This window comes from Streptomyces sp. NEAU-174, assembly GCF_052665095.1.
Genome location: NZ_JBQTCE010000010.1, coordinates 335,872 through 361,424, shown reverse-complemented (window position 1 = coordinate 361,424; position 25,553 = coordinate 335,872). Strand labels below are relative to the sequence as shown.

Annotated in this window: 27 protein-coding genes; 14 read left to right on the top strand and 13 right to left on the bottom strand. The window is 71.7% G+C overall.

What is annotated here, in order from left to right; genetic code table 11:
* Positions 1–86 precede the first annotated feature (86 nt).
* Positions 87–503 carry an organic hydroperoxide resistance protein gene (locus ACT2CW_RS28690; protein WP_078559105.1) on the bottom strand — a complete coding sequence of 139 codons (417 nt, stop codon included), beginning with the start codon at positions 501–503 and terminating at the stop codon, positions 87–89.
* 145 nt (positions 504–648) lie between these two features.
* On the opposite strand from ACT2CW_RS28690, the gene ACT2CW_RS28685 reads away from it, so the two are divergent.
* Positions 649–1,167: a MarR family winged helix-turn-helix transcriptional regulator gene (locus ACT2CW_RS28685; protein ID WP_445518709.1), complete on the top strand. Its 519-nt coding sequence runs from the start codon at positions 649–651 to the stop codon at positions 1,165–1,167.
* A 22-nt stretch (positions 1,168–1,189) separates the two neighbouring features.
* Here the strand turns inward: ACT2CW_RS28685 and ACT2CW_RS28680 are convergent, their stop codons facing one another.
* Positions 1,190–2,002: a methyltransferase domain-containing protein gene (locus ACT2CW_RS28680; protein ID WP_445518708.1), complete on the bottom strand. Its 813-nt coding sequence runs from the start codon at positions 2,000–2,002 to the stop codon at positions 1,190–1,192.
* A complete protein-coding gene (locus ACT2CW_RS28675) occupies positions 1,999–3,417 on the bottom strand; it encodes an APC family permease (RefSeq protein ID WP_445518707.1) in 1,419 nt (472 codons plus the stop codon). The genes ACT2CW_RS28680 and ACT2CW_RS28675 overlap by 4 nt, the downstream gene beginning before the upstream one ends.
* Positions 3,418–3,497: 80 nt before the next feature.
* Between ACT2CW_RS28675 and ACT2CW_RS28670 the strand changes: the two genes are divergently transcribed.
* Positions 3,498–3,953: an Lrp/AsnC family transcriptional regulator gene (locus tag ACT2CW_RS28670; RefSeq protein ID WP_445518706.1), complete on the top strand. Its 456-nt coding sequence runs from the start codon at positions 3,498–3,500 to the stop codon at positions 3,951–3,953.
* A 204-nt stretch (positions 3,954–4,157) separates the two neighbouring features.
* On the opposite strand, the gene ACT2CW_RS28665 is transcribed toward ACT2CW_RS28670, so the two are convergent.
* The gene (locus ACT2CW_RS28665; RefSeq protein WP_445518705.1) at positions 4,158–5,234 is read right to left on the bottom strand and encodes a lytic polysaccharide monooxygenase; all 1,077 of its coding nucleotides are present in this window, start codon (positions 5,232–5,234) and stop codon (positions 4,158–4,160) included.
* A gap of 198 nt (positions 5,235–5,432) precedes the next feature.
* Here ACT2CW_RS28665 and ACT2CW_RS28660 point away from each other — a divergent pair, with 198 nt between their 5' ends.
* From ACT2CW_RS28660 to ACT2CW_RS28640, 5 genes are all read left to right on the top strand, one after another.
* Positions 5,433–7,502, top strand: a complete 2,070-nt coding sequence (locus ACT2CW_RS28660; RefSeq protein ID WP_445518704.1) for a carboxyl transferase domain-containing protein — start codon at positions 5,433–5,435, stop codon at positions 7,500–7,502.
* A gap of 98 nt (positions 7,503–7,600) precedes the next feature.
* The gene (locus ACT2CW_RS28655; protein WP_445518703.1) at positions 7,601–8,950 is read left to right on the top strand and encodes an ATP-grasp domain-containing protein; all 1,350 of its coding nucleotides are present in this window, start codon (positions 7,601–7,603) and stop codon (positions 8,948–8,950) included.
* Positions 8,947–10,902 (top strand): IucA/IucC family protein, encoded by a 1,956-nt coding sequence (locus ACT2CW_RS28650; RefSeq protein WP_445518702.1) that lies wholly within the window; start codon positions 8,947–8,949, stop codon positions 10,900–10,902. The genes ACT2CW_RS28655 and ACT2CW_RS28650 overlap by 4 nt, the downstream gene beginning before the upstream one ends.
* Before the next feature lie 94 nt (positions 10,903–10,996).
* Positions 10,997–12,826 carry an IucA/IucC family protein gene (locus ACT2CW_RS28645; protein WP_445518701.1) on the top strand — a complete coding sequence of 610 codons (1,830 nt, stop codon included), beginning with the start codon at positions 10,997–10,999 and terminating at the stop codon, positions 12,824–12,826.
* Positions 12,823–14,073, top strand: a complete 1,251-nt coding sequence (locus ACT2CW_RS28640; RefSeq protein ID WP_445518700.1) for a type III PLP-dependent enzyme — start codon at positions 12,823–12,825, stop codon at positions 14,071–14,073. The genes ACT2CW_RS28645 and ACT2CW_RS28640 overlap by 4 nt, the downstream gene beginning before the upstream one ends.
* Positions 14,074–14,080: 7 nt before the next feature.
* On the opposite strand, the gene ACT2CW_RS28635 is transcribed toward ACT2CW_RS28640, so the two are convergent.
* From ACT2CW_RS28635 to ACT2CW_RS28620, 4 genes are all read right to left on the bottom strand, one after another.
* Complete coding sequence (locus tag ACT2CW_RS28635; protein WP_445518699.1) at positions 14,081–14,521, bottom strand: VOC family protein; 441 nt, start codon at positions 14,519–14,521, stop codon at positions 14,081–14,083.
* Between the two features lie 5 nt (positions 14,522–14,526).
* Positions 14,527–15,405, bottom strand: coding sequence for a helix-turn-helix domain-containing protein (locus ACT2CW_RS28630; protein ID WP_445518698.1), 879 nt, complete (start codon positions 15,403–15,405; stop codon positions 14,527–14,529).
* Between the two features lie 74 nt (positions 15,406–15,479).
* Positions 15,480–15,899: a PIN domain-containing protein gene (locus ACT2CW_RS28625; RefSeq protein WP_445518697.1), complete on the bottom strand. Its 420-nt coding sequence runs from the start codon at positions 15,897–15,899 to the stop codon at positions 15,480–15,482.
* Positions 15,896–16,171: a CopG family transcriptional regulator gene (locus tag ACT2CW_RS28620; RefSeq protein WP_445518696.1), complete on the bottom strand. Its 276-nt coding sequence runs from the start codon at positions 16,169–16,171 to the stop codon at positions 15,896–15,898. The genes ACT2CW_RS28625 and ACT2CW_RS28620 overlap by 4 nt, the downstream gene beginning before the upstream one ends.
* 338 nt (positions 16,172–16,509) lie before the next feature.
* Between ACT2CW_RS28620 and ACT2CW_RS28615 the strand changes: the two genes are divergently transcribed.
* The 4 genes from ACT2CW_RS28615 to ACT2CW_RS28600 all read left to right on the top strand — a co-directional run bounded on the left by ACT2CW_RS28615 (position 16,510) and on the right by ACT2CW_RS28600 (position 19,878).
* Positions 16,510–18,054: a helix-turn-helix domain-containing protein gene (locus ACT2CW_RS28615; RefSeq protein WP_445518695.1), complete on the top strand. Its 1,545-nt coding sequence runs from the start codon at positions 16,510–16,512 to the stop codon at positions 18,052–18,054.
* A 249-nt stretch (positions 18,055–18,303) separates the two neighbouring features.
* Positions 18,304–18,699, top strand: a complete 396-nt coding sequence (locus tag ACT2CW_RS28610; RefSeq protein WP_445518694.1) for a hypothetical protein — start codon at positions 18,304–18,306, stop codon at positions 18,697–18,699.
* Complete coding sequence (locus ACT2CW_RS28605; RefSeq protein ID WP_445518693.1) at positions 18,669–18,911, top strand: hypothetical protein; 243 nt, start codon at positions 18,669–18,671, stop codon at positions 18,909–18,911. The genes ACT2CW_RS28610 and ACT2CW_RS28605 overlap by 31 nt, the downstream gene beginning before the upstream one ends.
* A gap of 202 nt (positions 18,912–19,113) precedes the next feature.
* Entirely contained in the window at positions 19,114–19,878 is a 765-nt protein-coding gene (locus ACT2CW_RS28600) for a sulfite exporter TauE/SafE family protein (protein WP_164433991.1), read from the top strand.
* On the opposite strand, the gene ACT2CW_RS28595 is transcribed toward ACT2CW_RS28600, so the two are convergent.
* Genes ACT2CW_RS28595 through ACT2CW_RS28585 form a run of 3 tightly spaced genes read right to left on the bottom strand, consistent with a single transcriptional unit; the run spans position 19,832 to position 21,596 of the window.
* Entirely contained in the window at positions 19,832–20,563 is a 732-nt protein-coding gene (locus ACT2CW_RS28595) for a type 1 glutamine amidotransferase (RefSeq protein WP_445518692.1), read from the bottom strand. The two genes, ACT2CW_RS28600 and ACT2CW_RS28595, sit on opposite strands and share 47 nt — an antisense overlap.
* Positions 20,560–20,769: a DUF397 domain-containing protein gene (locus tag ACT2CW_RS28590; protein ID WP_445518691.1), complete on the bottom strand. Its 210-nt coding sequence runs from the start codon at positions 20,767–20,769 to the stop codon at positions 20,560–20,562. Before ACT2CW_RS28590 ends, ACT2CW_RS28595 begins: the two co-directional genes overlap by 4 nt.
* On the bottom strand, positions 20,748–21,596 hold the full coding sequence (locus ACT2CW_RS28585; protein WP_182471006.1) for a helix-turn-helix domain-containing protein: 849 nt from the start codon (positions 21,594–21,596) through the stop codon (positions 20,748–20,750). Before ACT2CW_RS28585 ends, ACT2CW_RS28590 begins: the two co-directional genes overlap by 22 nt.
* A gap of 153 nt (positions 21,597–21,749) precedes the next feature.
* On the opposite strand from ACT2CW_RS28585, the gene ACT2CW_RS28580 reads away from it, so the two are divergent.
* Complete coding sequence (locus ACT2CW_RS28580; protein WP_166484080.1) at positions 21,750–21,908, top strand: hypothetical protein; 159 nt, start codon at positions 21,750–21,752, stop codon at positions 21,906–21,908.
* A 67-nt stretch (positions 21,909–21,975) separates the two neighbouring features.
* On the opposite strand, the gene ACT2CW_RS28575 is transcribed toward ACT2CW_RS28580, so the two are convergent.
* A complete protein-coding gene (locus ACT2CW_RS28575; protein ID WP_445518690.1) occupies positions 21,976–22,581 on the bottom strand; it encodes a DUF308 domain-containing protein in 606 nt (201 codons plus the stop codon).
* A gap of 211 nt (positions 22,582–22,792) precedes the next feature.
* Here ACT2CW_RS28575 and ACT2CW_RS28570 point away from each other — a divergent pair, with 211 nt between their 5' ends.
* Both ACT2CW_RS28570 and ACT2CW_RS28565 read left to right on the top strand, forming a co-directional pair.
* Complete coding sequence (locus ACT2CW_RS28570) at positions 22,793–23,974, top strand: sensor histidine kinase (RefSeq protein WP_445518689.1); 1,182 nt, start codon at positions 22,793–22,795, stop codon at positions 23,972–23,974.
* Positions 23,974–24,633 carry a response regulator transcription factor gene (locus ACT2CW_RS28565; RefSeq protein WP_182471003.1) on the top strand — a complete coding sequence of 220 codons (660 nt, stop codon included), beginning with the start codon at positions 23,974–23,976 and terminating at the stop codon, positions 24,631–24,633. The genes ACT2CW_RS28570 and ACT2CW_RS28565 overlap by 1 nt, the downstream gene beginning before the upstream one ends.
* A 91-nt stretch (positions 24,634–24,724) precedes the next feature.
* On the opposite strand, the gene ACT2CW_RS28560 is transcribed toward ACT2CW_RS28565, so the two are convergent.
* Complete coding sequence (locus ACT2CW_RS28560; RefSeq protein WP_445518688.1) at positions 24,725–25,552, bottom strand: helix-turn-helix domain-containing protein; 828 nt, start codon at positions 25,550–25,552, stop codon at positions 24,725–24,727.
* Between the last annotated feature and the right edge of the window lies 1 nt (position 25,553).

Sequence of the window (25,553 nt, the reverse complement as noted above, 5' to 3'; positions counted from 1 at the left end):
TGGATGAAGCGCACGTCATGGCGCGCCCTGCCTCGGTCCGTACGGGCAGGGCGCGTCCGTCGCCCGTCGGGCTGGCCGACGTCCGATTACTCGGCGATGAGCTCGACCTCGATGTTGCCCCGCGTCGCCTTGGAGTACGGGCACACCTGGTGCGCCTGCTCGACCAGCTTGCGGCCGGTCTCGTTCTCCAGCTCGCCCGGCAGCTCGACGCGCAGCGTCACCTTGAGCCCGAAGCCGTCGTCCGCCGCGTCCTTGCCGATGCCGACCTCGGCGGTGACGGAGATGTCCTTGGTGTCGACCTTGGCCTGGCGGCCGACGAGGCCGAGCGCGGAGGCGAAGCAGGCGGCGTAGCCCGCGGCGAACAGCTGCTCGGGGTTGGTGCCCTTGCCGTTGCCGCCGAGGGCGGGCGGCATGGCCAGCGGCAGGTCGAGCTGTCCGTCGGAGCTCACGGCCCGGCCGTCGCGTCCGTTGGCCGTGGCCACCGCGGTGTAGAGCGCGTCCATGAAGACCATCCCTTTCGTGTTCCGGTTTTGTGTTCCGGCAGTCGGAGTGCAGTCGGAGGGAGGTGGGGGCTCGGGGTGCCCCGCCTCACGGGCAGAAGTACAGCACACAATTTAGTTGTGCACAACTAAAGGGTACGCTGGTGGCATGTCACACCAGCCCGACCGCACCACCGACAGCACCGCCGATCGCACCACCACCCCCGAGCCGCGCCCCTCCGACGAACTGCTCCGGCTCGACCGGCAGCTCTGCTTCACCCTGCACGCCGCCTCCCGCGCCTTCGACGGCCTCTACCGCCGGGTGCTGCGCGACACGGGGCTGACCTATCCGCAGTACCTGGCCATGCTGGTGCTCTGGGAGTACGGGGAGATGCCGGTCAAGCGGCTGGGGGAGCACCTGCGGCTGGACTCCGGCACCCTCTCGCCGCTGCTCAAGCGGATGCAGTCGGCCGGACTCGTCCAGCGCGAGCGCAGCGCGCACGACGAGCGCTCGGTGACGGTCCGGCTGACGGCGGAGGGGGCGGCCCTGAAGGAGCGCGCCCAGGGCGTACCCCTGGCGGCGATGGAGGCCAGCGGCCTCGACCTGAAGGAGGCGGTGGAGCTCCAGGCGCGGGTCCGGCGGCTGACGGCGGCCCTGGACGCGGCGCTGGCCGAGGAGACGCCGTAGGCGCACCCGGAGCGGGCAGACCCTAGGCGGGTGCCACGGCCACCAAGACGTGCAGGCCGCGCGGCCCCGGGGCGGCATGGACCACCTCGAGCCCCGCGTCCCGGCAGCGGTCGGCGAGCCAGTCCGTGCCGATGCGCAGTTTGGGGTACGAACCGGTGTGCAGCGTCCAGCCCTCGGGCGTACGGACGTGGAGCAGATCGTGCACCTCGACGGTGTCCGCGTCGCGGTACTCCAGGAAGCAGGTCAGTATGCGCTCCGCATCACTTCTGACCGGCAGGAAGCGGGCCGTCCCTTCGAGCGGCCGGGTCAGATCGCGGTAGGTGACGACCAGCCGGCCGCCCGGGGCGAGGGCTCGGGCCGCGTCGGCGAGCAGTGCGGGCACGTCGTCCTTGGCGGGCAGATGGGTCAGCGTGTCGCCCATGCAGACGATCGCCGACACCCCGCCCGGTGAGGTGAACCGCGGCAGTGCACCGCGCAGATCGGCCCGTACGGGACGGATCGCGGGGGCGGCGGAGCCCAGGGCGTCCGGGGTGTCCGGGGCGTCCGTGCCGCGCGTTCCGGCTGCGGCCAGGGCCAGTTCGTCGAGCAGGGTCTGGTTGGTGTCCACGGCGGTGATGTGGAAGAAGCCCAGCGCGGCGAGGGCGAGCGTCTGGGCGCCCGGTCCGCAACCCAGGTCCACGGCGCGGGCCCGGGCGGGGCCGGGGCCCGGGGACACGCCCAGCTCACGCAGCAGCGCGGTCTGTTCCTCGGCCGCCGCGCGGAGATCGCCCCCGGTCATCCAGGTGTAGTGGGCGGCCAGCAGCCGCTCGTAATGGACCTCGGCGGAGGTGGTCATCCGGAGTTCTCCTCGCTCGTGGCGGTCGTGGCGGTCGTGGCGGTCGTGGTGGTCGAAGTGGCCTTGTCGGTGCCGTTGCGGGTGCGGAAGGTCTGGATCATCGGGAGCGGTCGGCGGCTCCGGAGTGTCCGGCACGCCTGGAAGCACAAGGCCACGACCGCCAGCGCCGGCGGAATCAGCAGCAGCGGGCCGGAGAGGGCGAGCACGGTCGAGGTCACGGCCACGCTGCCGACCGCCGCCCACCACAGCGGCGTACGGCGCGGCAGCAGCGTCAGCGCCGCCAGCAGCCCGGCCAGGGTGACCGCCGCGAGACAGGTCGAGGTGGCCCGCATCAGCCGGTCCAGCCCGGCGGTGCCGGTCGCGGTCACCGCCCCGACCACGGCACACCCCACGGCCAGCACCGCGAGACTGCGCCGGGGCACCTCGCCGGGTGCGCCGCCCCGGGCCAGCGCCCGGGGCGCGGCCCCGTCGCGGGCGAGGGCGGCGCCGAGGCGGGCGGCGCCCGCGAGATAGGTGTTGACGGCGCCGAAGGACAGGAAGAGCGCCGCGACGGCGGCCACCGGCCGGGCCGCGTCCCCCACGCTCAGCGTCAGCAGCGCCGTCAGCGGGGTGTCGGTGGTCGCGGCGCCGGGGCCCAGCGCGCCGATCGTCGCCACCGCGAGCCCCAGATACAGCACCCCGACGACGGTGAGCGTGAGGGTGGTGACCCGTGGCAGATCGCGCCGGGGATCGGCGAACTCGGCGGACAGATGGCTGGCCGCCTCCCACCCCACGAAGCCGAAGAAGAGCACCCCCGCCGCCGAGCCGACCGAGTGCCAGCCGCCCGGCAGGAAGGGGGTGAAGTGCGCGGTGCGCAGATGCGGCGCCGCCGCGATCACGGCGGCCAGCAGCAGGGCCGCGAGCAGCCCGGCCAGCAGCAACTGCACCCGGCTGGACAGGTGCAGCCCACGGGAGTTGGTGGCGAAGGCGGCCGCCAGGACGAGCGTGGCGACGGCCGCCGCGCCCGTACGGTCCCAGCCCGCGGCGGCGGCCGTGTACTGCCCGCCGATCCAGGCGCCCGCGACCACGCCGACCGGTACGGAGCCGTAGAACCACCAGCCGACCGTGGCCGCCGCGCGCGGCCCGAACGCACGGTGGACATAGGTGGCCACCCCGCCGCCGTCCGGGAACCGGGCGCCGAGCGCGGCGAAGCACGCGGCCACCGGCACGCTCGTCGCCAGCAGCACGGCCCAGGCCAGGATCGAGGCGGGTCCGGCTGCCGCGGCGGCGAGCGCGGGCAGGGCGAGCACCCCGGGCCCGAGGACGGCGCCCACATACAGCGCCGTACCGCCGCCGATCCCCAGACGGCGGGGGGAGGGGACGGAGGGTGAGGGGGAGGTGGGTGGAGCGGTGGAAGGAGTGCGTTGTACGGTCACGCCGGAGAAAGCTAGCTGGATGAACAAGGGGAAAACGGCCCTGCCGAAGGAAATTCGGCGAGGCCGGGGAAGTGGGCGTCATGGACGAACTTGATACGGCGATCGTCTGCGAACTTCAGCGCGACGCACGGCAGACCAACCGCGAACTCGCCCGGACGCTCGGCATCGCCGCCTCCACCTGCCTGGAGCGGGTGCGGGGGCTGCGCAACCGCGGGGTGATCACCGGCTATCGGGCGACGGTCGATCTGCGTTCGCTGGGACGGCCGGTGCAAGCACTGCTCGCGGTCCGGATCCGGCCGCTCAGCCGGGAGGTGATCGAGGGGTTCAAGGCCTATCTGGTCACGCTCCCCGAGGTGCTGTCGGTGTATGTGGTCGCGGGCGGCGACGACTTCCTGGTGCATGTCGCGGTGCGCGATGTGGACCGGCTGCACGCGTTCTTGATGGACCGGGTGTCGGGGCGCAAGGAGGTCGTGGACTTCCGCAGCTCGATCATCTACCAGCATGTGACGGGCGATGTGATCACCGAGCTGGAGTGACGACGGGGAAGGCGACGGGGAAGAGCGCGAAGAGAGCCGGTCCCGGGGGGTGCCGTCATCCACCCCGGAACCGACTCCGTCCGATCGGCCACGGCCACCGCCACCGCCACGGCCACGGCCACCGCCACCGCCACGGCGTCAACGGCGTCGCGGTAAGGCCTCGGCCTCAGCCGTGACGTACGGCCTCAGTGGTGACGCGGGACCTCAGCCGCGGCCTCGCCGTACGGTCTTGCGGCGGTTGGCGACGGCGAACAGGACGGCCGCGCCGGTGGCGAGGACCGCGGCGCCGCCGATGGCCATGGGGCCGGTGGATCCGTCGCCCCCGGTCTCGGCGAGGTGCTGCCCGTCGGCGGCGCTCGCGTCCTGCGCGCCCTCCGGGCCGGTGCTCGCCGCCAGGACCTCGGCGCTCTTGGTCTCGGGGTGGTTCCCCTCCGTGCCCTTCTCGTCCGCCGCCTCGGCCGCCTTCGGCTGATGGTTGGCCTCGGTTCCGCTGTCACCGCCGTGGCCGTGGTGATCGACCGTGGACTTCTCGGCGCCCGCCGCTATCTGGGCGTCATCGGGCGCGGTGGCGGCGGGTGCGGAACCCGCCTTCGTCCCGGCGCCCTTCGTCCCGGCACCCTGGCTCGCGGCGGCCCCTCCGCCGAAGGTCACGTCCGAGCAGGTGTAGAACGCCTCCGGGCTGTCCGAGCGCTGCCAGACGCTGTAGATCAGATGGCGGCCCGACTTGCCGGGCACCTTCCCCGAGAAGACGTAACTCCCGTCCTTCAGCGTGGGGTCGGTGACCTTGGCGAACGGCTTCGCCTCCAGGTCCGCCCAGGTCAGCGGCTTGGTCGGGTCATAGCCGTCCTTGGTGATGTACAGCTCGAAGCTGCCCCGGTGGGGCGCGGTGGCCCGGTAGGCGAAGGTGTGCTCACCGGCCGTCATGGCGGTGGCGGGCCAGTCGGCGCGCGGCAGGTCCAGGCCCTTGTACTTGTCGCGGCCCGCGCTGCACAGCTTTCCGTCCGGGATGATCTGCTTGTGGCGCCCGGCGGCGTCCGGGATGTTGACCTCGTTCCAGTCGTAGAGCGCCTGGGTGCCGCCTGCCGCGACGGCCGCCTTGCAGGCCGCCGAGTCCGGGCTCTCCGGCCCCTCCGCGAAACACGCCGACACCCGGCTGACCGGGTCCGTCATCGAACCGTGCGCGGAGGCCGGGTCCGCGCTCAGCGCGGTGAGGGCGAGCGGCACCATGCCGAGCACGGCGATGCGGGCGGTTCTGCGGGCGGCGGTCGCACGAGCGGTCATCGTGGGGGACTCCTTAGGTGGGGGGTGACGCGCAGCACGCTAGCCCCGCCCACGGGCCTCCTCGCCGGTCTTATGGCGCCGTTAAGGAGCAGCTCAGGCGCAGCTGAGACTGGGCGGGCCGCGGCGGTGTCCGAGGTGATCCACCCGAGGTGATCGCCGATGGTTGCGGGAGGTCGATGGCGTGGAAGGGTGACACATATGACCGGTACGAACTCGCCCCGCGCCACGGGCGCCTCCCGCGCCTCCCGCCCGTCGGCCCGTGAGCTGATCGAGGCCATCGTCGACCCCGGCAGCTGGCACGGCTGGGACGAACCGGTGGAGATCACGACGGATGACCCCGAGTACCGGGCCGACCTGGAGCGGGCACGGGAGCGCACCGGGCTGGACGAGTCGGTCATCACCGGCGAGGGCCGTATCGAGGGACGCAGGGTGGCGCTGATCGCCTGCGAGTTCCGCTTCCTGGCCGGTTCGATAGGGGTGGCCGCGGGGGAGCGGCTGGTACGGGCCGTGGAGCGGGCCACGGCGGAGCGGCTGCCGCTGCTGGCGGCACCGGCGTCGGGCGGCACCCGGATGCAGGAGGGTACGGTCGCGTTCCTCCAGATGGTGAAGGTGGCCGCGGCGATCACGGATCACAAGGCCGCGGGCCTGCCGTACCTCGTCCACCTCCGCCACCCCACCACCGGCGGCGTCCTCGCCTCCTGGGGCTCCCTGGGCCACGTCACCGCCGCCGAGCCGGGCGCCCTCATCGGCTTCATGGGCCCACGGGTGCACGAGGCGCTGTACGGCGAGGAGTTCCCGCCCGGCGTCCAGAACGCCGAGAACCTGATGAACCACGGCCTGATCGACGCGGTCCTCCCGCACAGTCGCCTGTCGGGCGTGGCGGCCCGAGTACTGAGGGTGCTTTGCGCGGGTGCTGCCGGGCCCGCCGCGGCGGACCGCGGCGCGCCGGGTGACGTGCCCGGCGGCGGGGTGTCGCCCGCCGGGGGTGGCAGCGGGCGTGGCGGCGCGAGCGGCACGGGCGGCGCCGACGTCGCGGGGGCAACTGCCCCCACCCCAGCCCCACCCTCCGGCGCCCTGCCGGGGGCGGAAGGGGGCGGGCGGCGTGGGGATGTCGCGGCCGGGGGCGGCCCGGCGATCGGGAGTGGCCGGGCGGCTGCCCACGATCACGCCGCGCTCGCGGCCTCCGCCGGGTCCAGCGAGGCGCCCGAGGGTGTGGAGAGCGGGGCCCCGGCCCCCGCCGCCGACGCCGGGAGGGCGACGGAGGGCCCCGGGCGGCGCGAGAACGCCGCGGCCGGGGACGGCACGGCGGCCGTCTCTGGCCGGCCAGTGAGCGGGGCGCCGGGGGCGACGGGCGGTTCTGTGGCATCCGCACCCGGGGCACCCGACGGCACGGACGCGGGGGCGGTCGTGCCGTCCGCGGAAGTGTCGATACGGGCTTCGCGGCGGGTGGAGCGGCCCGGGGTGCGGGATTTGTTGCGGGTGGCCGCCGACGATGTGAGTCCGCTCAGTGGGACCGGGGCCGGGGAGCACGATCCCGGGTTGTTGCTCGCGCTCGCCCGGGTCGGGGGGACGCCCTGCGTCGTGCTCGGGCACAACCGGCGCAGCGCCCGTAAGGGCGACACCGCCGAGGGGCCGGGGGAGGGGCAGGCGCTGGGGCCGGCCGGGTTGCGGACCGCTCGGCGCGGGATGCGGATCGCCGCCGAGCTCGGGCTGCCGCTGCTGACCGTCATCGACACCGCGGGCGCCGCGCTCAGCCGCGAGGCCGAGGAGGGCGGGCTCGCGGCGGAGATAGCGCGGTGCCTCGCCGACATGGTGACCCTGCCCGCGCCCACCCTCTGTCTGCTGCTCGGCCAGGGCGCCGGTGGCGCCGCGCTCGCGCTGCTGCCCGCCGACCGGGTCGTGGCGGCGCGCCACGCCTGGCTGTCGCCACTGCCGCCCGAGGGCGCGTCCGCGATCCTCCACCGCACCACGGAGCGGGCCTACGAGGTCGCCGCCCGCCAGGGCGTACGCTCCGCCGACCTCCTCGCCCAGGGCATCGTCGATCGCATCGTGGAGGAGGACGCCCCCGAGGATGCCGAGGCCGCGGAGGCCGCGGAGGCCGCGGGGGACGCCTCCGAGCACGCGGCGGGCTCCGGCGCGCCCGACATCTTCCTCGGCCGCCTCGGCCAACTCCTCGGTGCCGAACTCGCCGCCCTCCGCGCCCAGGACCCGGACGAGCGGCTCGCCGCGCGCCGGGTCCGGCATCGCCGTATCGGGCTACCCCGTTGACGCCGAGCGTTGACGATCGTGACGGCCAATCAGGGCCAAACGGACGGACCGGAACGCCGAATTAGCGGTCTTAGGCATGCCTAACCTAATCTCGGGCCGTGAACGAGAATGATCTCGATGCGGCGTCACGGCCGTTCTCCTCCCCTGCCCTCCATGGCTCCTCGGCGGCCCCGGCCGCCCCCGCGCCCGCCCCCGCCCCGCGGCCCCCTCGGCTCCACCTCCTCGCCCTCAACCCCACCGACTCCGTCACCGAGGGCTTCCTCCCCGCGGCGGCCCGGCTCGGCCTGGCGGTCACCCTCCTCACCGACCAGCCCGAGGCCCATGAGCGCGCCTACGGCCGACGGGAAGAAGAAGGCACGGCCCCCTACCGCCTCCCCGCCCTCGACATCGTCCCCTGTGACGTACGGGACTACGCCGAGGTCATCAGCCGCATCGCCGCCGACGGCCCCCGCCCCCGCGCCGTCTTCACCAACAGCGACCACCTCCAGGCCCAGGCCGCCCTCGCCGCCGAGTACTTCGGCCTCCCGGGCAAGGACTGGCGCGCCGCGCTGCGCACCAAGAACAAGGCCGAGCTGCGCCGCGCCCTCGCCGCCGCGGGCCCGGACGTCGCCGACCCCGTCTGGTCCGCCGAACTCGCCACCGGGCAGGACCCCGCCACCCTCGCCGGGCTCGACGCGCCCTACCCCTGCGTGCTCAAACCGCGCGAGGGCGTGGCCAGCGAGGACGTCGTCCTCGTCGCCGACGCGGACGAACTCGTCCGGCGCTGCGCCGAGATACGGGAGCGGCGGCCGGGCGCGGCCCTGGTCGTCGAGGAGTTCCTCGACGGCGAGCTGCGCACCCTCGAAACCCTCGGCGACGGCCGCACCCTCCACGTCCTCGGCGCCTTCCGCACCGAGCTCTCGCCGCCCCCGCACTTCATCGAGGAACGGCTGCACCTGCTGCCCGCCCCGCCGCCGCAGCCCCACACCGACCAGGTGCTGGCGCAGCTGCGCGCGCTGGGCGTCGGCTTCGGCGTATGCCACACCGAGTACGTCGTCCAGGGGGACCGGGCCCGCCTCATCGAGGTCAACTACCGTGCCATAGGCGACCAGTGCGACCTCGTCCTCGCCGAACTCCTCGGCATCCCCCTTTTCGAGTACATCCTCCGTACGCACATGGGCGAGCCGCTGCCGGACGACCTCGGCGCGCGCACCGACGGCAGGGTTCGCATGGAGTACGTCATGGCCGACCGCGCCGGGCGGCTCGCCTCCGCCCCTCCGGCCGGTGTGACCGAGCGCGACGGCGTACGGCTGGACTACCGGCCGCTGCGAGGGATCGGCGAGGAGCACCCGCTCCACCGCACCAACCGCGACTTCCTCGGCGTACTCCGGGCCACCGGCACCGACCAGGCGCGGATCGACGCGGCGGTGGCGCGGTTCCTCGCGGCCCACCGATGGGAGATCGTGTGACAGAGGAAACAGAGGAAGAGGAGCTTCTCGGACGGGTGCTCGACACGCTCCTCCGAGAGGACGCCTACGGGCTGCGCAGCCACGCCGTCCTGGTGCGACGCGCCGACGGCGACTGGCTGCGCATCGCGCTCGAGGGGGCCGACGGGTTCGACGGGTTCGAAGGGGGCGAAAGCGTGCTGCTGCCGGTGGAACCCGAAGGCTTCCAGTGCGACATCCGCGCCCGCCGCCCGGCCCGGCTGCTCTGTGTGCCCGCGCACGGCGAGCGGGAACCGGCCGCCGCCGAGCAGTCCCTGGCCGGGGGCGCTGCTGGCGGCGCCGAGCCGCTGTCCGTACCCGGTCCGGGTGGCTCGGCTGGTCGTCCGCGCCCCGCCGAGCTCACCGAGCTCGATGCCGTCCTCGGGCGGCTGCGAGGGGCCGTGCCGGACGAGGACCGGGCGCTCTACGACGTCTTCGTGGACGAATGCCGACAGGCGCTCGACGCCATGCGGCTGCACACCCGCGTGCGGCCTCGCGTCGTCGCCGAGTTGGGCGCGCGGTACGGGGAGCGGTGGGGCGGGATGGCCGGGGCCCTCGCGTATGACACGCTCGCCGCCTTCCGCGACCACCCCGTCTATCCGACCAGCCGGGGGCGGTCCGTCTTCGGCGAGGAGCAATTACGCGCCCACGCACCCGAGTTCCACCCCATCTTTCCGCTGCGCTGGCTCGTACTCCCGCGCGAGGCGGTGTACGGGGATCCGGCGCGGCTGCCCGACTGGTGGCCCGCGCCCGGGGACCTTGGGCCGGGGCCGGGCGACGGGCGGCTCGCCCTCCCCGTGCATCCGCTCACCCTCGGACCCCCGCTGGAGAACGCCCTCCGCGCGGCCGGGCTCCACGGCGTCGCCCGGCTCGCCGAGCGCCCCCTGCTGGACGTACGGCCCACCCTCTCCATGCGGACCGTGGCCGTCGCCGACGACCTCGCCGACGATCCCCTCGTCCACCTCAAGCTGCCGCTCACCACCTCCACTCTGGGGCACCGCAACCGGCGGTCCGTCAAACCCGGCACCCTGATCGACGGCGAGGTGGCGCAGCGGCTCGTGGAGGCCGTGATCGAGCGCGAGCCGAGGTTCGGCGCCACCGTGCTGCTCGCCGACGAGACCACCCACCTCCACGCCGGACACGAGTTGCTCGCCACGCTCGTCCGCCGCTACCCGCCCGGCCTGGAGAACGCCACCATCGTGCCGCTGGCCGGGCTGCTCGCCCCCGCCCCGGACGCCCCGGCCCCGGACGCCTCCGCCCCGGACGCCCCCGCCCCGGACGGCACGCTCGTCATCGACGGGCTCGCCGAACGCCACTACGGCGGGGACGTCCTCGCCCTGCTCGACGACTACCTCACGCTGCTGTTCGACTTCCACACCACCCTCTTCGCGTACGGCATCGCGCTGGAGTCCCATCAGCAGAACACCTCGCTGGTCTTCGAGGACGGCAGTGCGAACGGCGGTGCGGTGCCCCGGCTCCGGCTGCTCATCAAGGACCACGACGGCCCCCGCGTCCACGCGATACGCCTCGCCGCCATGATCGGCGGAGGACCGGCCGCCGATCTGTGCGGCTTCGACGACCGCAGGATCCTGACGCCCGGCGACGGGCCGGTGGCCGATGTGTTCACCACCATCACCGTCCACCTCTGCGCCGCCGCCCCCCTCTTCGAGCTCGCCCGCCTCGGCCGGGCCCCGCTCGACACCCTGCTGCGGCGGCTGCGCGACCGGCTCACCGACGCCGTCGACCGGGTCGCCGTCACCCGGCCCGGCGCGGCCGCCGCGCTGCTGCGCGGACGGGTGCTGGACGCGGACCGGCTGCCGGTCAAGGCGATGGTCACCGCCGGCACCTTGTTCACCAAGGAGCGCTCGGGCGCGGCGGACATCAACAAGCACTACGTCACCGGGCCGAACTACCTGCTGCGGGGAAGCGGCAGATGACCGTCGCGCCGATCGGCCCGTTGCCCTCGAACCGAACCCCCGAACCCCCACTTCCCTCCGTACCCCTCTCCTCCGCACCCGTTGGAGCCGCCCCATGCCCATGACCTCCTCGCCCGCCGCGACCGTGGCCTCCGCCGACCACGCCACCGCCCACACCCTCCTCAACTGTCTGCTCCGTGAGGTGTCGGGACCGGAGCACCAGACCGTCGTGGCCGATGGATGGCTGCGGCTGAGGCTGCCGCGCTGCGGGGTGCTGCTGCGCGTCGGGCTGCGGCGCACCTCCCTCATCGGGGCGCACCGCTTCACCGGGCCGGTCAGCGAGGAGCGCGACGGTACGTGGGCCGAGGTGTCCTGGCGCGGGCTGGCCGAGCGGATCCACCGGGAGCTCCAGCTGCGCACGGGGGTGCACAACGACGAGTTCCTGGGCCAAGTCGCCTCCAGCCACGCGGGGATGACGGCCGCCTTGGAGGCCTTGGAGGCCTTGGAGGCCATGGAAGCCATGGAAGCCATGGAAGCCATGGAAGCCATGGACGACATCGAGGCCATGGAAGCCCTGGACGACCGGAGCACCGTGCGCGACGGCGCCGACAGTGCCCAAGACCTCTACCTCGCCTCCGAGCAGTCCCTCCTCTTCGGCCACCGCTTCCACCCCACCCCCAAGGCCCGCACCGGCAGCGCCGACTCCTGGTCGCGGTTCGCCCCCGAGGCCGGGGCGCGCTTCCCGCTGCACCACCTCGCCGTACGCCAGGAGTACGTCCGCGAGGAGTCCGCACGGCCCGGGGCGCTCGCCGCGCTGGACCGGCAGGGCGCCGTCCCCGAGGGTTACCGGCTGCTGCCCGCGCACCCCTGGCAGTACGCGATGCTGCGCGAGCACCGGCTGCTGCGGGCGGCCATCGCCCGGGGCGAGGTGCTGGACCTCGGGCCGGGCGGCACGGAGTTCGCGCCCACCGCGTCGGTCCGCACGCTCTACGACGGCCGGGACTTCCTCAAGTTCAGCCTGAACGTGCGGATCACCAACTGCCTGCGCAAGAACGCCGACTACGAGCTGTCCGGCGCGGTCGCCCTGACCCGGCTGCTGGAGCCGGTCGCCACCGATCTCGCCGCCCGCTTCCCCGGCTGTGAGCTGCTGCGCGAACCCGCGTACCGGACGCTGGACCTCGGCGGCAAGGACACCAACGGCAGCGGCGACCGTCAGCTGATCGAGGGCTTCGGCGTGATCGTCCGCGAGGGCCTGGCCACCCGGCTGCGGCCCGGCCTGACCGCGCTGCTCGCGGCGGCCGTCGCCGATGAGTACCCGACCAGCGGCGCCCAGATCTCCCGGCTCCTCCCAGGCGCCGGCCCCGACCGGCTCTCCGCCTGGTGGCAGGCGTATCTGGAGCTGCTCGTACCGCCCGTACTGGCCGCCTACTTCGACCACGGCGTGGTCCTCGAACCCCACCTCCAGAACGTCGTCATCGGCGTCGACCCCGCCGACGGCACCCCGCGCCAGGTGCTCTTCCGCGATCTGGAGGGCACCAAGCTGATCCCCGAGCACCACACCGCCGCGCTCGCCGCGCTGCCCGAGGCGGTGGCCCGCCCGCTGACGTACGAGCGGGAGCGCGGCTGGGACCGGGTGGTGTACTGCCTGCTGGTCAACCACATCGCCGAGATGGTGGCCGCCCTCGCCGACCGCAGTCCTGGGCTGGAGCCCGCGCTGTGGTCGGCGGTCCGCCGGGTGCTGTGCGAGCGCTCGGCGGCCCATGACCACCCGCCCGCGCTGCGCGCCCTGGTGGCGGGCGTGCCGCTGCCCGCGAAGGCCAACCTCCTCACCCGCTGGGGCCGTCGGGCCGACCGCCACGCGGGCTATGTCCGTATCGCCAGCCCGCTCGCCTCCGCCCTGCTGTCCGAGGCGGCCCACGTCATGCACCCCGGGAGCAGCCGTTGATCACCTCCGCCGTCCGTACCCTCGCCACGGAGCTCACCGGCGACGACCTGCCCGCCTACGTCTACGACCTGGCCGCGCTCCGCGCGCACGTGCGGGCCGTACGGGACGCGCTGCCACCGGGCCTGGAGCTGTACTACGCCGCGAAGGCCAACCCGGCGCCCGCCGTCCTCCGGGCCCTCGCGCCCCACGTCACCGGCTACGAGGTCGCCTCCGGCGGTGAGGTGGAGCATGTCCGCGCGGCTGTTCCCGGGGCGCCGCTGGCGTTCGGCGGGCCGGGCAAGAGCGAGGGGGAGCTGCGGCGGGCGCTGACGCTTGGCGTGGAGCGGTTCCATGTGGAGAGCGAGCAGGAGCTGCGGCTGCTGGCGGGGGCGGCGGAGGACGCGGGGATCGACACCGTGGACGTCCTCCTGCGGGTCAACCTCCCACTGGACGGTGACGAGTTGGGCAGTGGGGGGCCGCTCGGCGCGGCGCTGGGCGGCGTGGCGCTCGCCATGGGCGGCCGCCCCAGCCCCTTCGGGCTCGACCCGGAGGCCGTGGAGCGCTGCCTCCCCCTGCTCTCCCCGGGCGGGGCGGGCGGCGCGGGCGGCACGGGCGGCCCCCTCCGGCTGCGCGGCATCCACGCCCACCTCGCCAGCGGCCTCGACGCCCCCACCCAGGTGGCCGTGGCCGCCGCGATCGCCGACTGGGCGCGGAAGCTGTCCGAACGCCACGGTCTGGGGATCACCGAGGTGAATGTCGGCGGCGGGATGGGCGTGGACTACGCCCATCCCGACCGCCGCTTCGACTGGGCTGCCTACGGCCGGGGCATGGCGGACCTCGCCCTGCGCCACCCCGGTCTCACCCTGCGGATCGAGCCCGGCCGGGCGCTGACCGTCTACTGCGGCTGGTACGTCACCGAGGTGCTGGACATCAAGCACAGCGGCGGCGAGGCGTTCGCGGTGGTGCGCGGCGGCACCCACCACATCCGGACCCCCGCCACCAAACAGCACGACCAGCCCTTCCAGGTGCTCCCCACGGACACCGTCTGGACCCGGCCGTGGCCGCGCCCTGCCGTACGGGACGAGCCGGTCACGGTGGTCGGCCAGCTGTGCACCCCGAAGGACGTCCTGGCCGCCCGGATCCCGGTCGCGGAGCTACGGGTGGGGGACCGGGTGGCCTTCGCGATGGCGGGTGCGTACGCGTGGAACATCTCGCATCACGACTTCCTGATGCACCCCCGGCCGGGCTTCCACTACCTGGAGGAATAGCCGTGCGTCAGCCGTCGGCGGGCCGGGGCTCACCGCGATAGGTACCGAAGGACCACTTGTTGCCCTCCGGGTCGGCGATGGCGAAGTCCCGGCTGCCGTACTCCTGGTCCTCGATCGGCCGGAGCACCCGCACACCGGCCGCCGTGAGGCGTTCGTACAGCGCGTCTACGTGGTCGGTGACGACGTACGCCCCGAAGGTGCCCGGCTCCAGGCACCAGGTCTTGGTCTCCGGGTCGTACGAGCCGAGCATGACGCCGCCGCCCTCGGGCCAGTCGAGCTGGGCGTGGGCGACGCGGTTCCCGTCCTGGTAGACGGCCGTGCGCAGGAAGCCGACGGTGTCGACAAGGAAGTCGATCAGGGCGGCGGCGTCATGGGCCTGGAGGGTGGGCCAGATGGCGGGGTCACGGTGCTGCTTCTGCTGGTTCTGTTCGTCCTGTGCGGTGTTCATGGGCTCTACTCTTCGCCGTAGAGATGGCCCCCGGCTTGGATATTCCGGCACTCTTCGGCCAGCCAGGCGGTCGGGCTCACCCCGGTGTACTGACGGAAGTCGCGCACCAGGTGGGAGTGGTCGAAGTAGCCGCAGTCGGCGGCGACCCGGGCCAGGTCCGGCGCCCGGCCCGCCGCGACGGCCCGGACCACCGTGTTCCTGGCGTGCTGGAAGCGCATCAGCCGGGCCGCCTGCTTGGGGCTCAGCCCCGTCTCGGCCTGGAACACGCTGGTCAGCCGGCGCGGGCTGAGCGCCACATGCTCGGCCAGGCCCTTCATCGTCCCGGCCCCCCGATGCCGGGCCAGCCAGGCCCACGCCTCGCCGACCTCGCTCCGCACCGGGGTCCCGTCCTCACCCTCGGCCGCCCGCTCCCGCAGATACGCACCGAGCGTGGCGAACCGGTCCTCCCACGCTTGCTGCTCACACAGCCGCTCGCGAATGTCGGCGGCCCGCTTGCCCAGCACGTCCGTCCCGGAGGTGACCAGGTCGTCGTCGGAGGCGAGCGCACCGGCCGGAAGCCCCAGCAGCGTGCGCGCCGCCAGTGGATGCACCGCGAGCTGCACTCCGGCCTCGCGGCCGGGCTGGACGATATACGCCGGTCGCTGGTGCAGGCCGCCCACGACGATCTCCGTCCGTGAGGCGCCGGGACCCCGCGCCTGCTCGGGCGTGCCTCCGCCGACGACGGGGCCGTCGAGGGAAAAGATCAGCGTCAGATAGGGCGAGGGCAGTCCCCGGTGCAGCGCGGGCGGTATCCCGTGGGAGCGATACCCGACGGCGGACACCACCATCCCCCCGAGCCCGCACCCGAGCCCGGCCCCGGCCCGCACGAACTCCTGGCTGCTCATGCGCCCAGTATCACCCGCCCCTCCGACAGCGGGCCCGCCCCAGGCGGCGTCGCACTCGATGAGCCAGGTGTCCGCTAGACCTTGCGGACGACCACCGTTGGCGGGAGGAGTCGCTCCAAGTCATCCACGTCCGACGTTAAAACGGTGACTTGCCCCCTTCGTTCCTTAGCCACGACGGCCAGCACAGCGTCGATGGCGTACTTGTGGCCGTGGAGCCCGGCGTCGGCCAGCAACCGACGGGCGGCCCGGGCCTGATCTCTGCCCAGGTCAGCTACTTGCAGCCGGGACAGTACCCAGTCCCACCGGCGCTCGGTGATTCTGCCGTCGTGCGCTTCGATCACGGTCATGGGGGAGGTGATCATCTCGACCTCCCCTTTGGCCGCCAGATCCAGCAGAGCGATCATGCGGCGCTCACCGCGCACCGCTTGTGAGAGGGCTTCGGAGTCGAGCACGAACACGCGCAGCCGCTTGGGCTGCTGGACCCGCTTCGTCACGCGGCTTCCCCGACGCCGCCGTGCTGCGCCCTGCGACGGTCATGTTCGGCGTCGATCTCATCCAGTTCGGCCAAGGCGGCAGCGCTCTCCTCCTCGGAGACCGGTCCGTACTCTTCCTGTAGCCAGTCCACCAGCTCCACGAGCCGGTCACGGTCGCGCTTGACTCGTAGCGCGTCAGTGACATACGCGGACAGACCGCGCTCCGCCGCGTCTGCCCGGATCTCGTCGAGAAGCTCCTCGGGGATGGTGACTGTCACCTTTTTCGTCGCCATACCAGACACCATACTCTCCACCGCGCCTGCCGTACCAGGCAGAATTCCTTGGCATGACAGGCGGTCGGCCCGCAACCACTCGCTCAGGCGGGGGGCCAGTTCGTCTATCGCTTGCGCGGAACACATAGTCGTCCCTAAGTCTCGGGGCATGAGCCGTACGGATGCACACGGATGCAGGTGGCCCGCGGTTCAGAGGGCGGGCACATTTTCGGCATCCCTGGCTTTCCCTTATCGGCCTGGGGCAGTCGGAGACAGACATCTCCCGCCGGTGCGGCGCGGGTGCCATCGTGAGATGTGCGAGAGGACAACGGGATGTCGGGCAGAGGGGGTACGGCGTCGTGGCGGACACGAAGGAGCAGCGGTACGTTGAACGGCTGACCGGGCTGCTGCGCGAGATGAGACGCCAAATGGCCCGCGACGCCGAGCCGGATGTGCGGGAGGTCCTGGACTGGCTGCACCAACAGACCGGCGCGGGCATCGCGTTGGTCGTGAACGACGAGGGCACGGTGGAGTCGTCCACCATGGGATTTCCCCGGGAGATTCTGCGACCGCTCGCTCCGCTGCTCGCGCGATTATCCGGCGGGAAGTTGGCCGCGGCCGCGACCCAGACCGCTGTGTGGCACGTGCGCTGTGAAGCCCTCGGCGCGCATGGGTCGCGCTTGGTACTGGTGGCTGCCGCGCGGTCGGCGCTGAGCCCGGAAGCGGTCGCACTGATCTCGTACACCGGCAGCCTCATCACGCTCCTGCGCCGTGTTGGGAACGGCGACCGTGCCTGGCGCGGCTTCCACGACAAGGCATACCAGGTGCGGTTCGGGGTGTTCCAGGCGCTGCTGGCGGGCGAGCCGATGCTGGCCCGCCGCATGACGACCGGTGCCGTTCCACCGCTGTTGGAGGCCGACCGGCTGCGGGTCCATCTGTTGCACTGTCCGCCGGCCGACCGCGACCGGATCGAGCGGGCCTACCAGGATCCCTCCGGCTACCACGGCCCGGACCTGATGGTGCAGTGCCCCGCCTTCAAGGAGCACCTGATCTGTCTCATCACCGATGGTCCCGGTGACGGTGACGGTGACGGTGACGGTGACGGGGACGGGGACGGGGACGGGGACAAGGCAGGATCCAGCGTCCAGGCTGGTGGCCGGGGCGAGACGCTGTGCCGCTTGGTACGCGACAACTCCGGCTATGCACTCGGTGTCAGCGGCCCGCATCCGCTCAGCGCGACGGCCAGGGCCTACAGCCAGGCCGTCCACGCCCTGGCTGCCGCCCGCACCATGCCCGGCCGCGTGGCCGTCTATGCGGGAAAGACGTCGTTGGACGGTGTTCTGCCCCGGGAGCCCGCCCTCGCCTGGTCCCGTGACTTGCTGCGCCCGCTGGACTCTCTCCCGGCGCTCACCGTCGACGTCACCCGCTTCTTCATGAGCGCACCCCGAGCGGCTGTGGCCCGCTTTCTCGACCTCAGCCGCAACACCGTCGCCGCCCACATCAGACGCGCAGAACGGGCCCTCGGCCTGGAACTGGCAGACGTCCGCTCTCGCGCCGCCGTCCACCTGGCGCTCGCTCTCACCAGCGCATCCTTCGCCTCCGAACCCGCTGAGCAGCAACCACCCCCAACTCTGGAGAACTTGCTGCGTACCGAACGCGCCGCCGTTTGGGCCCAGAGCTTCCTCGGGCCTCTGCACGCCCCGCAGCACCGCACCCTGCGGGCGTGGATCGACGCCAACACCGACGCGCAGCAGACCGCCCGCCGCCTCGGCATCAGCCGCAACACGGTCCGAGCCCACCTGCGCACCGCCGAAGCCGCACTCGGCCGCGATCTGCTCACCACCGGCATCGGTATCCACGACGCCGTCCATGCCCTCCGTATCACCGCCGCACAGGCCCTTTGAGCACCGTGCACAATTGGCACCCGGAATTGAACACTATGCACATTGCTCCGCGGGTACGGCGTCTCCTACGGTTTTGGTGACGGTTCATCTGTCGCACGGGGGAATGCTGACGTCGGCCCGAAGAATGAGGGCGGTCAATTCTGAAGCGCTCTATGGCAGAGGTTTTATCGTGACCCCGGACGACTCACCGTCGAGGCAAGAAACAGGAGCACGAACATGGGGAATCGCTTCGAGAGGAGAGGGTATCCGATGAAATTAGCCAAGGTTCGGTCTTCCCGATTACGCAGTGCAGTCATCGTATCGATCGCCGCAGCAGGAATCGTTGCGGGTCCGTCGCTGGCGGTGGCCGACACTCCTTGGGTCTACGAATCGTCCAAGAGGCAGTGCGCGGCGCGGTGGCTGTCATCCCAGAACCAGTTCCGGATCGACGACCGGGACCTGAATGACGACGACTACTGCTACGTCGACTTCTCGTGGGTGGCCTCCCATGAGCCCGAAATGAGGAGGTCGCACCCGCAGGACGTCCCCGGGGCCAGGGATTACAGCGTGTCAGTGGGTGGCCGTGATGTCATCCATTGGCAGGTGTGCAAGGAACGCCAGGACGACCCCGACATTTGCTCGGACTGGCGTACGGACAGGACCTGATAGCTGTCCCCGGGCACGAGGGGGTGTTCCAGGGCCTCAAGGTCGAGACGTACCGCAACGGCCACGCCCGCCCCGACGGGACCCACGCCCACAGTGACGCGTTCGTCGGCCATGGGGCGTGGGCCGATGCCGATCCCGTCCTGATGGTCGTGGAGGACGCACCGGTCGGCGTCACGCTCGACACCGAGCCGCTCCAGGGCTGGGTGCGCTGAGGGGGTGTCCGCCGCGTGGCAGGGGCTCCGTCCCTGGACCCCGGGGTCTGGGGACGAGCCCCAGTTGTGGGAAGGGGCGGGTAGGGGGAAGCCTCGATATGCGGCTCCGCCGCGTGGCCCGCCGCAGGCGTCACGCCCCGCCGGGCATCCCATACGTCCCTGGCTGCGGCGGCCCCCCGGTGGCCTGGAATGATTCCGTGGCATGTACACCGTTACCCTCTGGGAGTTCGCCGCGCTCGCGGCGGCATCCATACTCGTCGGCTTCTCGAAGACCGCCGTCAGCGGCGCCAATACCGTCAGCCTCGCGATCTTCGCGGCCGTGCTTCCGGCCCGGGAGTCGACCGGTGTGCTGTTGCCCCTGCTGATCGTCGGTGATGTGCTCGCCGTGGGCACCTACCGTCGCCACGCGCACTGGGGGACCCTGCTCCGGCTGTTCCCGGCCGTCGCGGCCGGGGTCGTGGTGGGGACGGTGTTCATGCTGTGGGCCGGGGACGCGGAGGTGCGGACGTCCATCGGCGCGATCCTGCTGCTGATGGCGGGTGTCACGGTGTGGCGGCGCCGCGCGGCCGCCCGGGCGGCGGCCCCGGAGGTCCCGGCCGCCGATGGGGCGGGCGCACGGCTCAAGGCCGGTTCGTACGGGGTGCTCGGCGGCTTCACCACGATGGTGGCCAACGCGGGCGGCCCCGTGATGTCCCTCTACCTGCTCTCCGCCGGTTTCCGAAAGCTGGGCTTCCTGGGCACCTCGGCCTGGTTCTTCCTGATCGTCAACGTCGCCAAGGTTCCCTTCAGCGTCAGCCTCGGCCTGATCGACGGCCGCTCCCTGCTGCTGGACCTCCTGCTGGCGCTCTTCGTCCTGCCCGGTGCGTACATCGGTAAGGCGTGCGTGGACCGGATCAATCAGCGGCTCTTCGAGCGGCTGGTCATCGCGGCGACGGTGCTGGGCGGACTTCAGTTGCTGCTGCGGTGAGGACCACACCGGCGAAGTTCGCCGCCAGCCGCCGCGCCGTACGCACGGACTCCGGCTCGACCCGCTCGGCCTCGGTCCGGAGCGCGCGCAGATCCAGGCCCGCGTCGGCCAGGGCGGCTTCGTCCCAGTCGTCGAGGCGATCCGCCCCCACCTCCGGATGAAACTGCACGCCCCAGGCCCGCTCGCCCATCCGGAACGCCTGCACCGGACAGGCGTCGCTCGATGCGAGCCAGGTGGCGCCGGGGGGAAGCGCGGTGATCTGGTCACGATGGTTCTGAATGGCCCGGAACTCCTGCGGTACCCCGGCGAACAGCGCGTCGGCGTCGGCCTCGGGCCGCAACCGGACGGCGCATGAGCCCCGCTCCGGCTGACCGTGATCGCCGAGCACGGTCCCTCCCGCCGCCACTGCGAGCACCTGGGCCCCCAGGCAAATCCCCAGCAACGGGACGCCCTCGGCGATGGCACGCCGGGTGAGTTCCCGTTCGGCCGGTAGCCAGGGCGCGTACGCGTCGGCATCCGGCAGGAAGCCACCGCCGAGCAGGACCACCGCGTCGAAACCCTCCGGGGACGCGGGGGCCGACGCGCCATCGGTCTCGACGACCGTCAGCCCCATCTCCTCCCACCACGGCCGCAACCGCCCCGGCCCACTGCGTTCCGCGTTGCGGACGACGAGGAGGCGGCTCACATCCCTGCCTTCTTCTTCAGGCTGGCTATGAAGGTGCTCCACGAGTTGTTGGTGAATATGAGGACGGGCCCGTCGGGGTCCTTGGAGTCGCGTACGGGGACGATGCCGGGGAGGTTGTCGGCGACCTCGACGCAGTTGCCGCCATTGTTGTTGCTGTGGCTGCTCTTGCGCCAAGCGGCGGTGCTCAGGTCCGGGGTGGTCGGCATGAGGTCAAGTCCTTCATCACGGCACGGATCATCGCCTCGGAATCACGGGGCGAGAGGGCCATGGCCCTGAGCAGATCGTAGTTCTCCCGGCGCATGGCGACTGCCCCTCGGTCCTCGATGATCACTCCGGATTGACTGCCCTCGTCGTAGGCCACCAGCGGCTCACTGGCCACCGTAAAGAGCGTCAGCGAACCGCCTGCTTCGGCGTGCCCGCCCGCTGTGAAAGGCAGCACCTGCATGGTCACGTGAGACTGCGTCCCGCGCTCGATCAGGGACGCCAACTGGTCACGCATTACCTCTGGTCCGCCGACCGGACGGCGCAGCACAGCCTCGTCGATGATGAACCATGAGCGCGGCGGCTTGGGCTTGTCGAGCAGCGCCTGCCGATCGATACGAGCCTTGACCATCGACTCGATCTCCGCGTCGGGAGCATGCGGAAGGCCGCAGCGCAGAGAGTGTTCCGCGAGCTGGGGAGTTTGCAGCAGTCCGGGGAACGTGGCGCAGACGTACTGCTCGATGATGGTTGCTCGGCTCTCGATCTCGATCATTCGCCGGTACTTGCCAGGGAAGGGCTCATTCTTCGCCAGCGCGTAGATCCGCGCGAACATCCCGTCCGTCCCAAAGCACGCATCCAACTTCGCCGGAAGGTCGTCGTACGGCAGGGACTCCGCCGCCTCGATCCGGGCCAGGTGCGATTTGCTGTAGTTCAGCACCTCGGACAGCCGCCGCAGCGACATGTCCGCCTTCTCTCGGTGGCGCCGGATCTCCGCGCCGAAGAGGTCGCGTGCCGAGCGGTCGGGAAACAGTTCGCGTGGCTGGAACGGCATCGTGCATCCCCTCTTGTCCCGCGATCTTGGCTGGGACGTGTCGCCTCTTTCCAGCCTATGCGCCGGAACGCAACGGTGTGTGCACTCAACGTAATTGGCCGACCGGAAAGACAGGTCAACGTGTTCTCACACACCGAATCCACCGCTCCACGGATGACGATGCGCGTCTACCGCGTCTCGCCGGACGGCGCGGTCGTGACGCAGGAGCTCGGCAGGGTGGTCGTCGTGGTCAAGGACAAGCTCGAACCCCTGCGGTCCAGCCAGTTCCCACCCTGCCGCTGCCCGCGCCACCGCGACACCGCGGACCTGTGATCTTCCTGACGGACGAGGGGATCGCCTCCGCGTCGCCCGCGCGCCAGACCGAGCAAACGCGACCGCGTCACGCCCCCAGCCCCACGCGTCGGCCGCGGATGCTCAGCGCGATGACGGAGACGAGGAACCAGAAGGCGCCGAAGGCCGAGTATCCGGCGACGGTGGAGAGGCTGCTGCTCGCCGAGGCGGAGGTGGCGGCGACGGTGGCTCCGGCGAGGACGGACTGGCCGCCGCTGATGACCATGGGCCACTGGGCGCCGACGGTGCGCCGGCGGCGGATCGCCACGATGAGCTGGACCGCTCCGGCAAGGAGGGCCCAGACGCCGAACACGAGAAGGGCCCTCCCGACGGTGGAGAAGACGGCGATGGTCATTCCGGCGGTGGTGGCGAGGCCGAGAGCCATGTTGATGGAGCTGACGCGATTCGTGGCGGAGCCGGTACCGGCCATACGACGCTCCAGGAGCGTGGCGATGACGTCCCACAGGGGGTAGACGATCAGCAGCACGGCCGCGATCGCCGTGGGCCGGTCCGTCGACACCAGCGAGGCGGAGGTCGTGAGGACGAGCGCCACCCAGATCAGGGAGAAGGCGATGCGGATCAGGTAGAGCGATCGGAGCCCGGAGGGCGTCGTCGTGGCCGTGGTCGTGGTCGGAGTTACCGTGGTCTGAGTCATCGGGTGTCCCGTTTGTGATCGAGATGGTGTGAGACGGTCGCCTCGATGAGGAGTCTCAGCGGACTCGGGAGGGGCCACGTACTTCGATCGAAGTACTTCTGCCATCCATTTCGATCGACATGAGTTCTGCCGTCTCCATCGGCCGAAGCAGGTTCGCCGTGTACTTCGTTTGAAGTACACGGCCGCAGCACACGGGAACGAGAATCAGGCCATGGTCAAGGCGCGGAACGATCAAGAAGGGCCCCCGGCACCCCTGTGGGTCCGCCGCCCCGAGGTGCTGCACCGAGCCGCCTATTCCGTGGCCGCGCTCGTGTTCACGGGTCAGATCGTGGCGGCGATATGGAGGGGGTCGGATTGGCCGACGGCCCTCTCGGTATTCCTCGCCGGTGGCGGTGTCGCCCTCTCGTGGTGGAAGCCGTGGGCAGGGCTGGTCGTGACGAGCGCGGCGTCGTTCGCCGTCACAGCGGTGGGGCACGACCCCCTGTCGGTGTGGATGATGGCGGTGCTCGTGCTGTTCTCGGTCACCCTCAGGGGCAAGCAGCCGCTGGCCGGGACCGGCATCGTGGCGGCGTTCTTCCTGGGGGCGTTCATGACGCTGGGAGGATTCCGCGGCGGCGCGGTCGTGGGGGCCGCCGCCCTCTTCTCGGCCATAGCGGGAGGCGCGACAGGGGCCGCGCTCCGCATCCATCGGGACCACTGGTGGATCTTGGAGGAGCGGGCCGAGAGCGCCATCGCCACCCGCGAGATCGAAGCCATCCGGCGAGTGACCGAGGAACGGCTCCGCATCGCCCGGGATCTGCATGACGTCATCGGCCATCAAGTCGCGATGCTGAGCCTGCATCTCGGTGCCGCGGAAATAGGGCTGCCCGAGGACGCCGAATCCTCCCGGCAGGCCCTCGTCTCGGCCAGGTCCAGCGCCCGCACCGTCGTCGTCGAGACGCAGCGGATCCTCGCGCTCCTCCGCCTCGGCGACGACACTTCCGGCGACGAGGCGCTCCGGCCGACCCCGTCGCTCAGCGGCCTGGAAGGACTGATCGCCTCTTTCGAGAGCATCGGCCTCGACGTCCAGCCCTCCATCGACATCCCCGCCGGTTTCGTGGAGCCCAGTGTCGGCGTGACGGTCTACCGGGTTGTTCAAGAAGCACTCACGAATGCCTACCGGCATGGAGAGGGGACGGCGACGGTGGAGGTGCGCGAGCGCGACGGCAGGATCTGCGTCACCGTGGAGAACCGCGTCGGTCATGCACTCCGTGGCTCCCACGCGGGCAGTGGACTCGGGCTCGTGGGGATGCGCGAACGCGTCGAGTCCTCCAGCGGGCGGCTGACGATCGACAGCGACGACGGACGGTTCCGGGTCCATGCGGAGTTCAGCCCCCTGGGAGCCGTCGTCTGATGACCCAGATTCTGATCGTCGACGACCAGGACGACATGAGGGCCGGCATCCGGACGATGCTCATGCCCGACCCGGGGCTCGTTGTCGCGGGTGATCTCTCCGATGGGCTCCAGGTCCTCCCCTTCCTCCGGGACCACCCCGTCGACCTGGTCTTGATGGACATCCGGATGCCCGGCATCGACGGTGTCGAAGCCACTCGCCGGATCCGCAAGGAGCACCCGCCCGAGAAGCTGCGGGTGATCGTGCTGACCACTTTTGACCAGGACGACATCGTTCTCGCCGCCCTGCGCGCGGGCGCCAACGGCTTTCTGAGCAAGACCGTGAGCCCTGCTGAACTCGTCGCCGGAATCAATGAGGTCGTCGCCGGTGGCGGTGCGCTGTCGGCCGCCGCGACGGCCGCGCTCATCGGCCATATGGCCGTCAGTCCGCCCCCGGTGATCGATCGGGAGCTGCTGCGCCGCTTCGACGCTCTGACACCCAGGGAACGGGACGTGGTCGTCCTCGTCGCGAGCGGTCTCGGCAACGACGAGATCGCGGCCCAGATGTCCGTGTCGCCGTTCACCGTGAAGACGCATGCGGTGCGGGCCATGACGAAGGTCGGCGCACGAGATCGGGCGCAACTCGTCTCGTTCACCTTCCGGGCCGGCCTCTACCGTTAGGCGGGGGCGGGTTTCCCGGTCAGGGCTCGCTTGCGCGTCGCCCACGTGTCCGTGGAGTGCTCCAGGTGTGAGTGTTCTTGTGGGCACCTCCTCACTCGGCGGCCACCGTCGCCTGCCACGCGCCCGGGCGTTTGCCTGTGGCCTTGTGGAAGAACACCGAGAAGTTGGATGCGTCGGGGAAGCCGAGTACGTCGGCACAGCGGGCGGCGGTGAGGCGGTCGTGGGCGAGGAGCCGTTTGGCTTCCAGGGTGATCCGTTCGACGATGTACGCCTTCGCGGTGCGGCCGGTGGCCTGCTGCACCGCTCGTGAGAGGGTACGCGGCGCGTATCCCAGCGCACGGGCGTAGTAGCCGGCGTCGTGGTGTTGCCGGAAGTGCTCTTCGACGCTGGAGCGGAACAACCGGAACACCGGATGTGTGAGCCGTGCTTCGGCGTGCGGTGGGTGCAGCCGGGTGATGAGCGCGGAGAGCAGGATTTCGGGCAGCTCCGTCGAGGAGTCACCGGGTGGGGCGGATGCTTCGAGGAGGAGATGGCTGCGCGCCGTGTCGACGAAGGGCCAGTCGGCGTCGGGGATGCTCCAGTGCGCGGCCAGGTCCGGGGAGGCGACGAGTTCTCGGGTGGTGTGGGTGACCGGCGCGGTCGGCACGAACAGCACGAGGTGCCCTGCCACTTCGGCGATGTCGTCCCACCGGTGCACCGCACCGGGTGGAATCCACACCGCGGACCGATCTTGGAGCGGGTGGAGGTGGAAATCGACCGTGACTGAGCCGGGTCCGGCGTCGATGGCGGCAACGACGTGGAAGTCGGCGCGCTGCGTGCCGCCGTCGTTCAGCTCGCGAAGGCGGCCGAACGTCATCGTCTCGACCGAGGCGGCGCGGCGTCCTGCGGGCTGGTAGGTCATCTGCCGGATCACGCTCACG

Excerpts from the sequence above, each read along its gene's own strand:
- ACT2CW_RS28635 (WP_445518699.1), bottom strand. The coding sequence starts at position 14,521 with ATGAACACCGCACAGGACGAACAGAACCAGCAGAAGCAGCACCGTGAC.
- ACT2CW_RS28665 (WP_445518705.1), bottom strand. The coding sequence starts at position 5,234 with ATGACCGCTCGTGCGACCGCCGCCCGCAGAACCGCCCGCATCGCCGTG.
- ACT2CW_RS28690 (WP_078559105.1), bottom strand. The coding sequence starts at position 503 with ATGGACGCGCTCTACACCGCGGTGGCCACGGCCAACGGACGCGACGGC.
- ACT2CW_RS28660 (WP_445518704.1), top strand. The coding sequence starts at position 5,433 with ATGACCGGTACGAACTCGCCCCGCGCCACGGGCGCCTCCCGCGCCTCC.
- ACT2CW_RS28670 (WP_445518706.1), top strand. The coding sequence starts at position 3,498 with ATGGACGAACTTGATACGGCGATCGTCTGCGAACTTCAGCGCGACGCA.
- ACT2CW_RS28580 (WP_166484080.1), top strand. The coding sequence starts at position 21,750 with ATGACGATGCGCGTCTACCGCGTCTCGCCGGACGGCGCGGTCGTGACG.
- ACT2CW_RS28600 (WP_164433991.1), top strand. The coding sequence starts at position 19,114 with ATGTACACCGTTACCCTCTGGGAGTTCGCCGCGCTCGCGGCGGCATCC.
- ACT2CW_RS28610 (WP_445518694.1), top strand. The coding sequence starts at position 18,304 with ATGAAATTAGCCAAGGTTCGGTCTTCCCGATTACGCAGTGCAGTCATC.
- ACT2CW_RS28685 (WP_445518709.1), top strand. The coding sequence starts at position 649 with ATGTCACACCAGCCCGACCGCACCACCGACAGCACCGCCGATCGCACC.
- ACT2CW_RS28565 (WP_182471003.1), top strand. The coding sequence starts at position 23,974 with ATGACCCAGATTCTGATCGTCGACGACCAGGACGACATGAGGGCCGGC.
- ACT2CW_RS28575 (WP_445518690.1), bottom strand. The coding sequence starts at position 22,581 with ATGACTCAGACCACGGTAACTCCGACCACGACCACGGCCACGACGACG.
- ACT2CW_RS28570 (WP_445518689.1), top strand. The coding sequence starts at position 22,793 with ATGGTCAAGGCGCGGAACGATCAAGAAGGGCCCCCGGCACCCCTGTGG.
- ACT2CW_RS28630 (WP_445518698.1), bottom strand. The coding sequence starts at position 15,405 with ATGAGCAGCCAGGAGTTCGTGCGGGCCGGGGCCGGGCTCGGGTGCGGG.
- ACT2CW_RS28590 (WP_445518691.1), bottom strand. The coding sequence starts at position 20,769 with ATGCCGACCACCCCGGACCTGAGCACCGCCGCTTGGCGCAAGAGCAGC.
- ACT2CW_RS28620 (WP_445518696.1), bottom strand. The coding sequence starts at position 16,171 with ATGGCGACGAAAAAGGTGACAGTCACCATCCCCGAGGAGCTTCTCGAC.
- ACT2CW_RS28680 (WP_445518708.1), bottom strand. The coding sequence starts at position 2,002 with ATGACCACCTCCGCCGAGGTCCATTACGAGCGGCTGCTGGCCGCCCAC.
- ACT2CW_RS28585 (WP_182471006.1), bottom strand. The coding sequence starts at position 21,596 with ATGCCGTTCCAGCCACGCGAACTGTTTCCCGACCGCTCGGCACGCGAC.
- ACT2CW_RS28645 (WP_445518701.1), top strand. The coding sequence starts at position 10,997 with ATGCCCATGACCTCCTCGCCCGCCGCGACCGTGGCCTCCGCCGACCAC.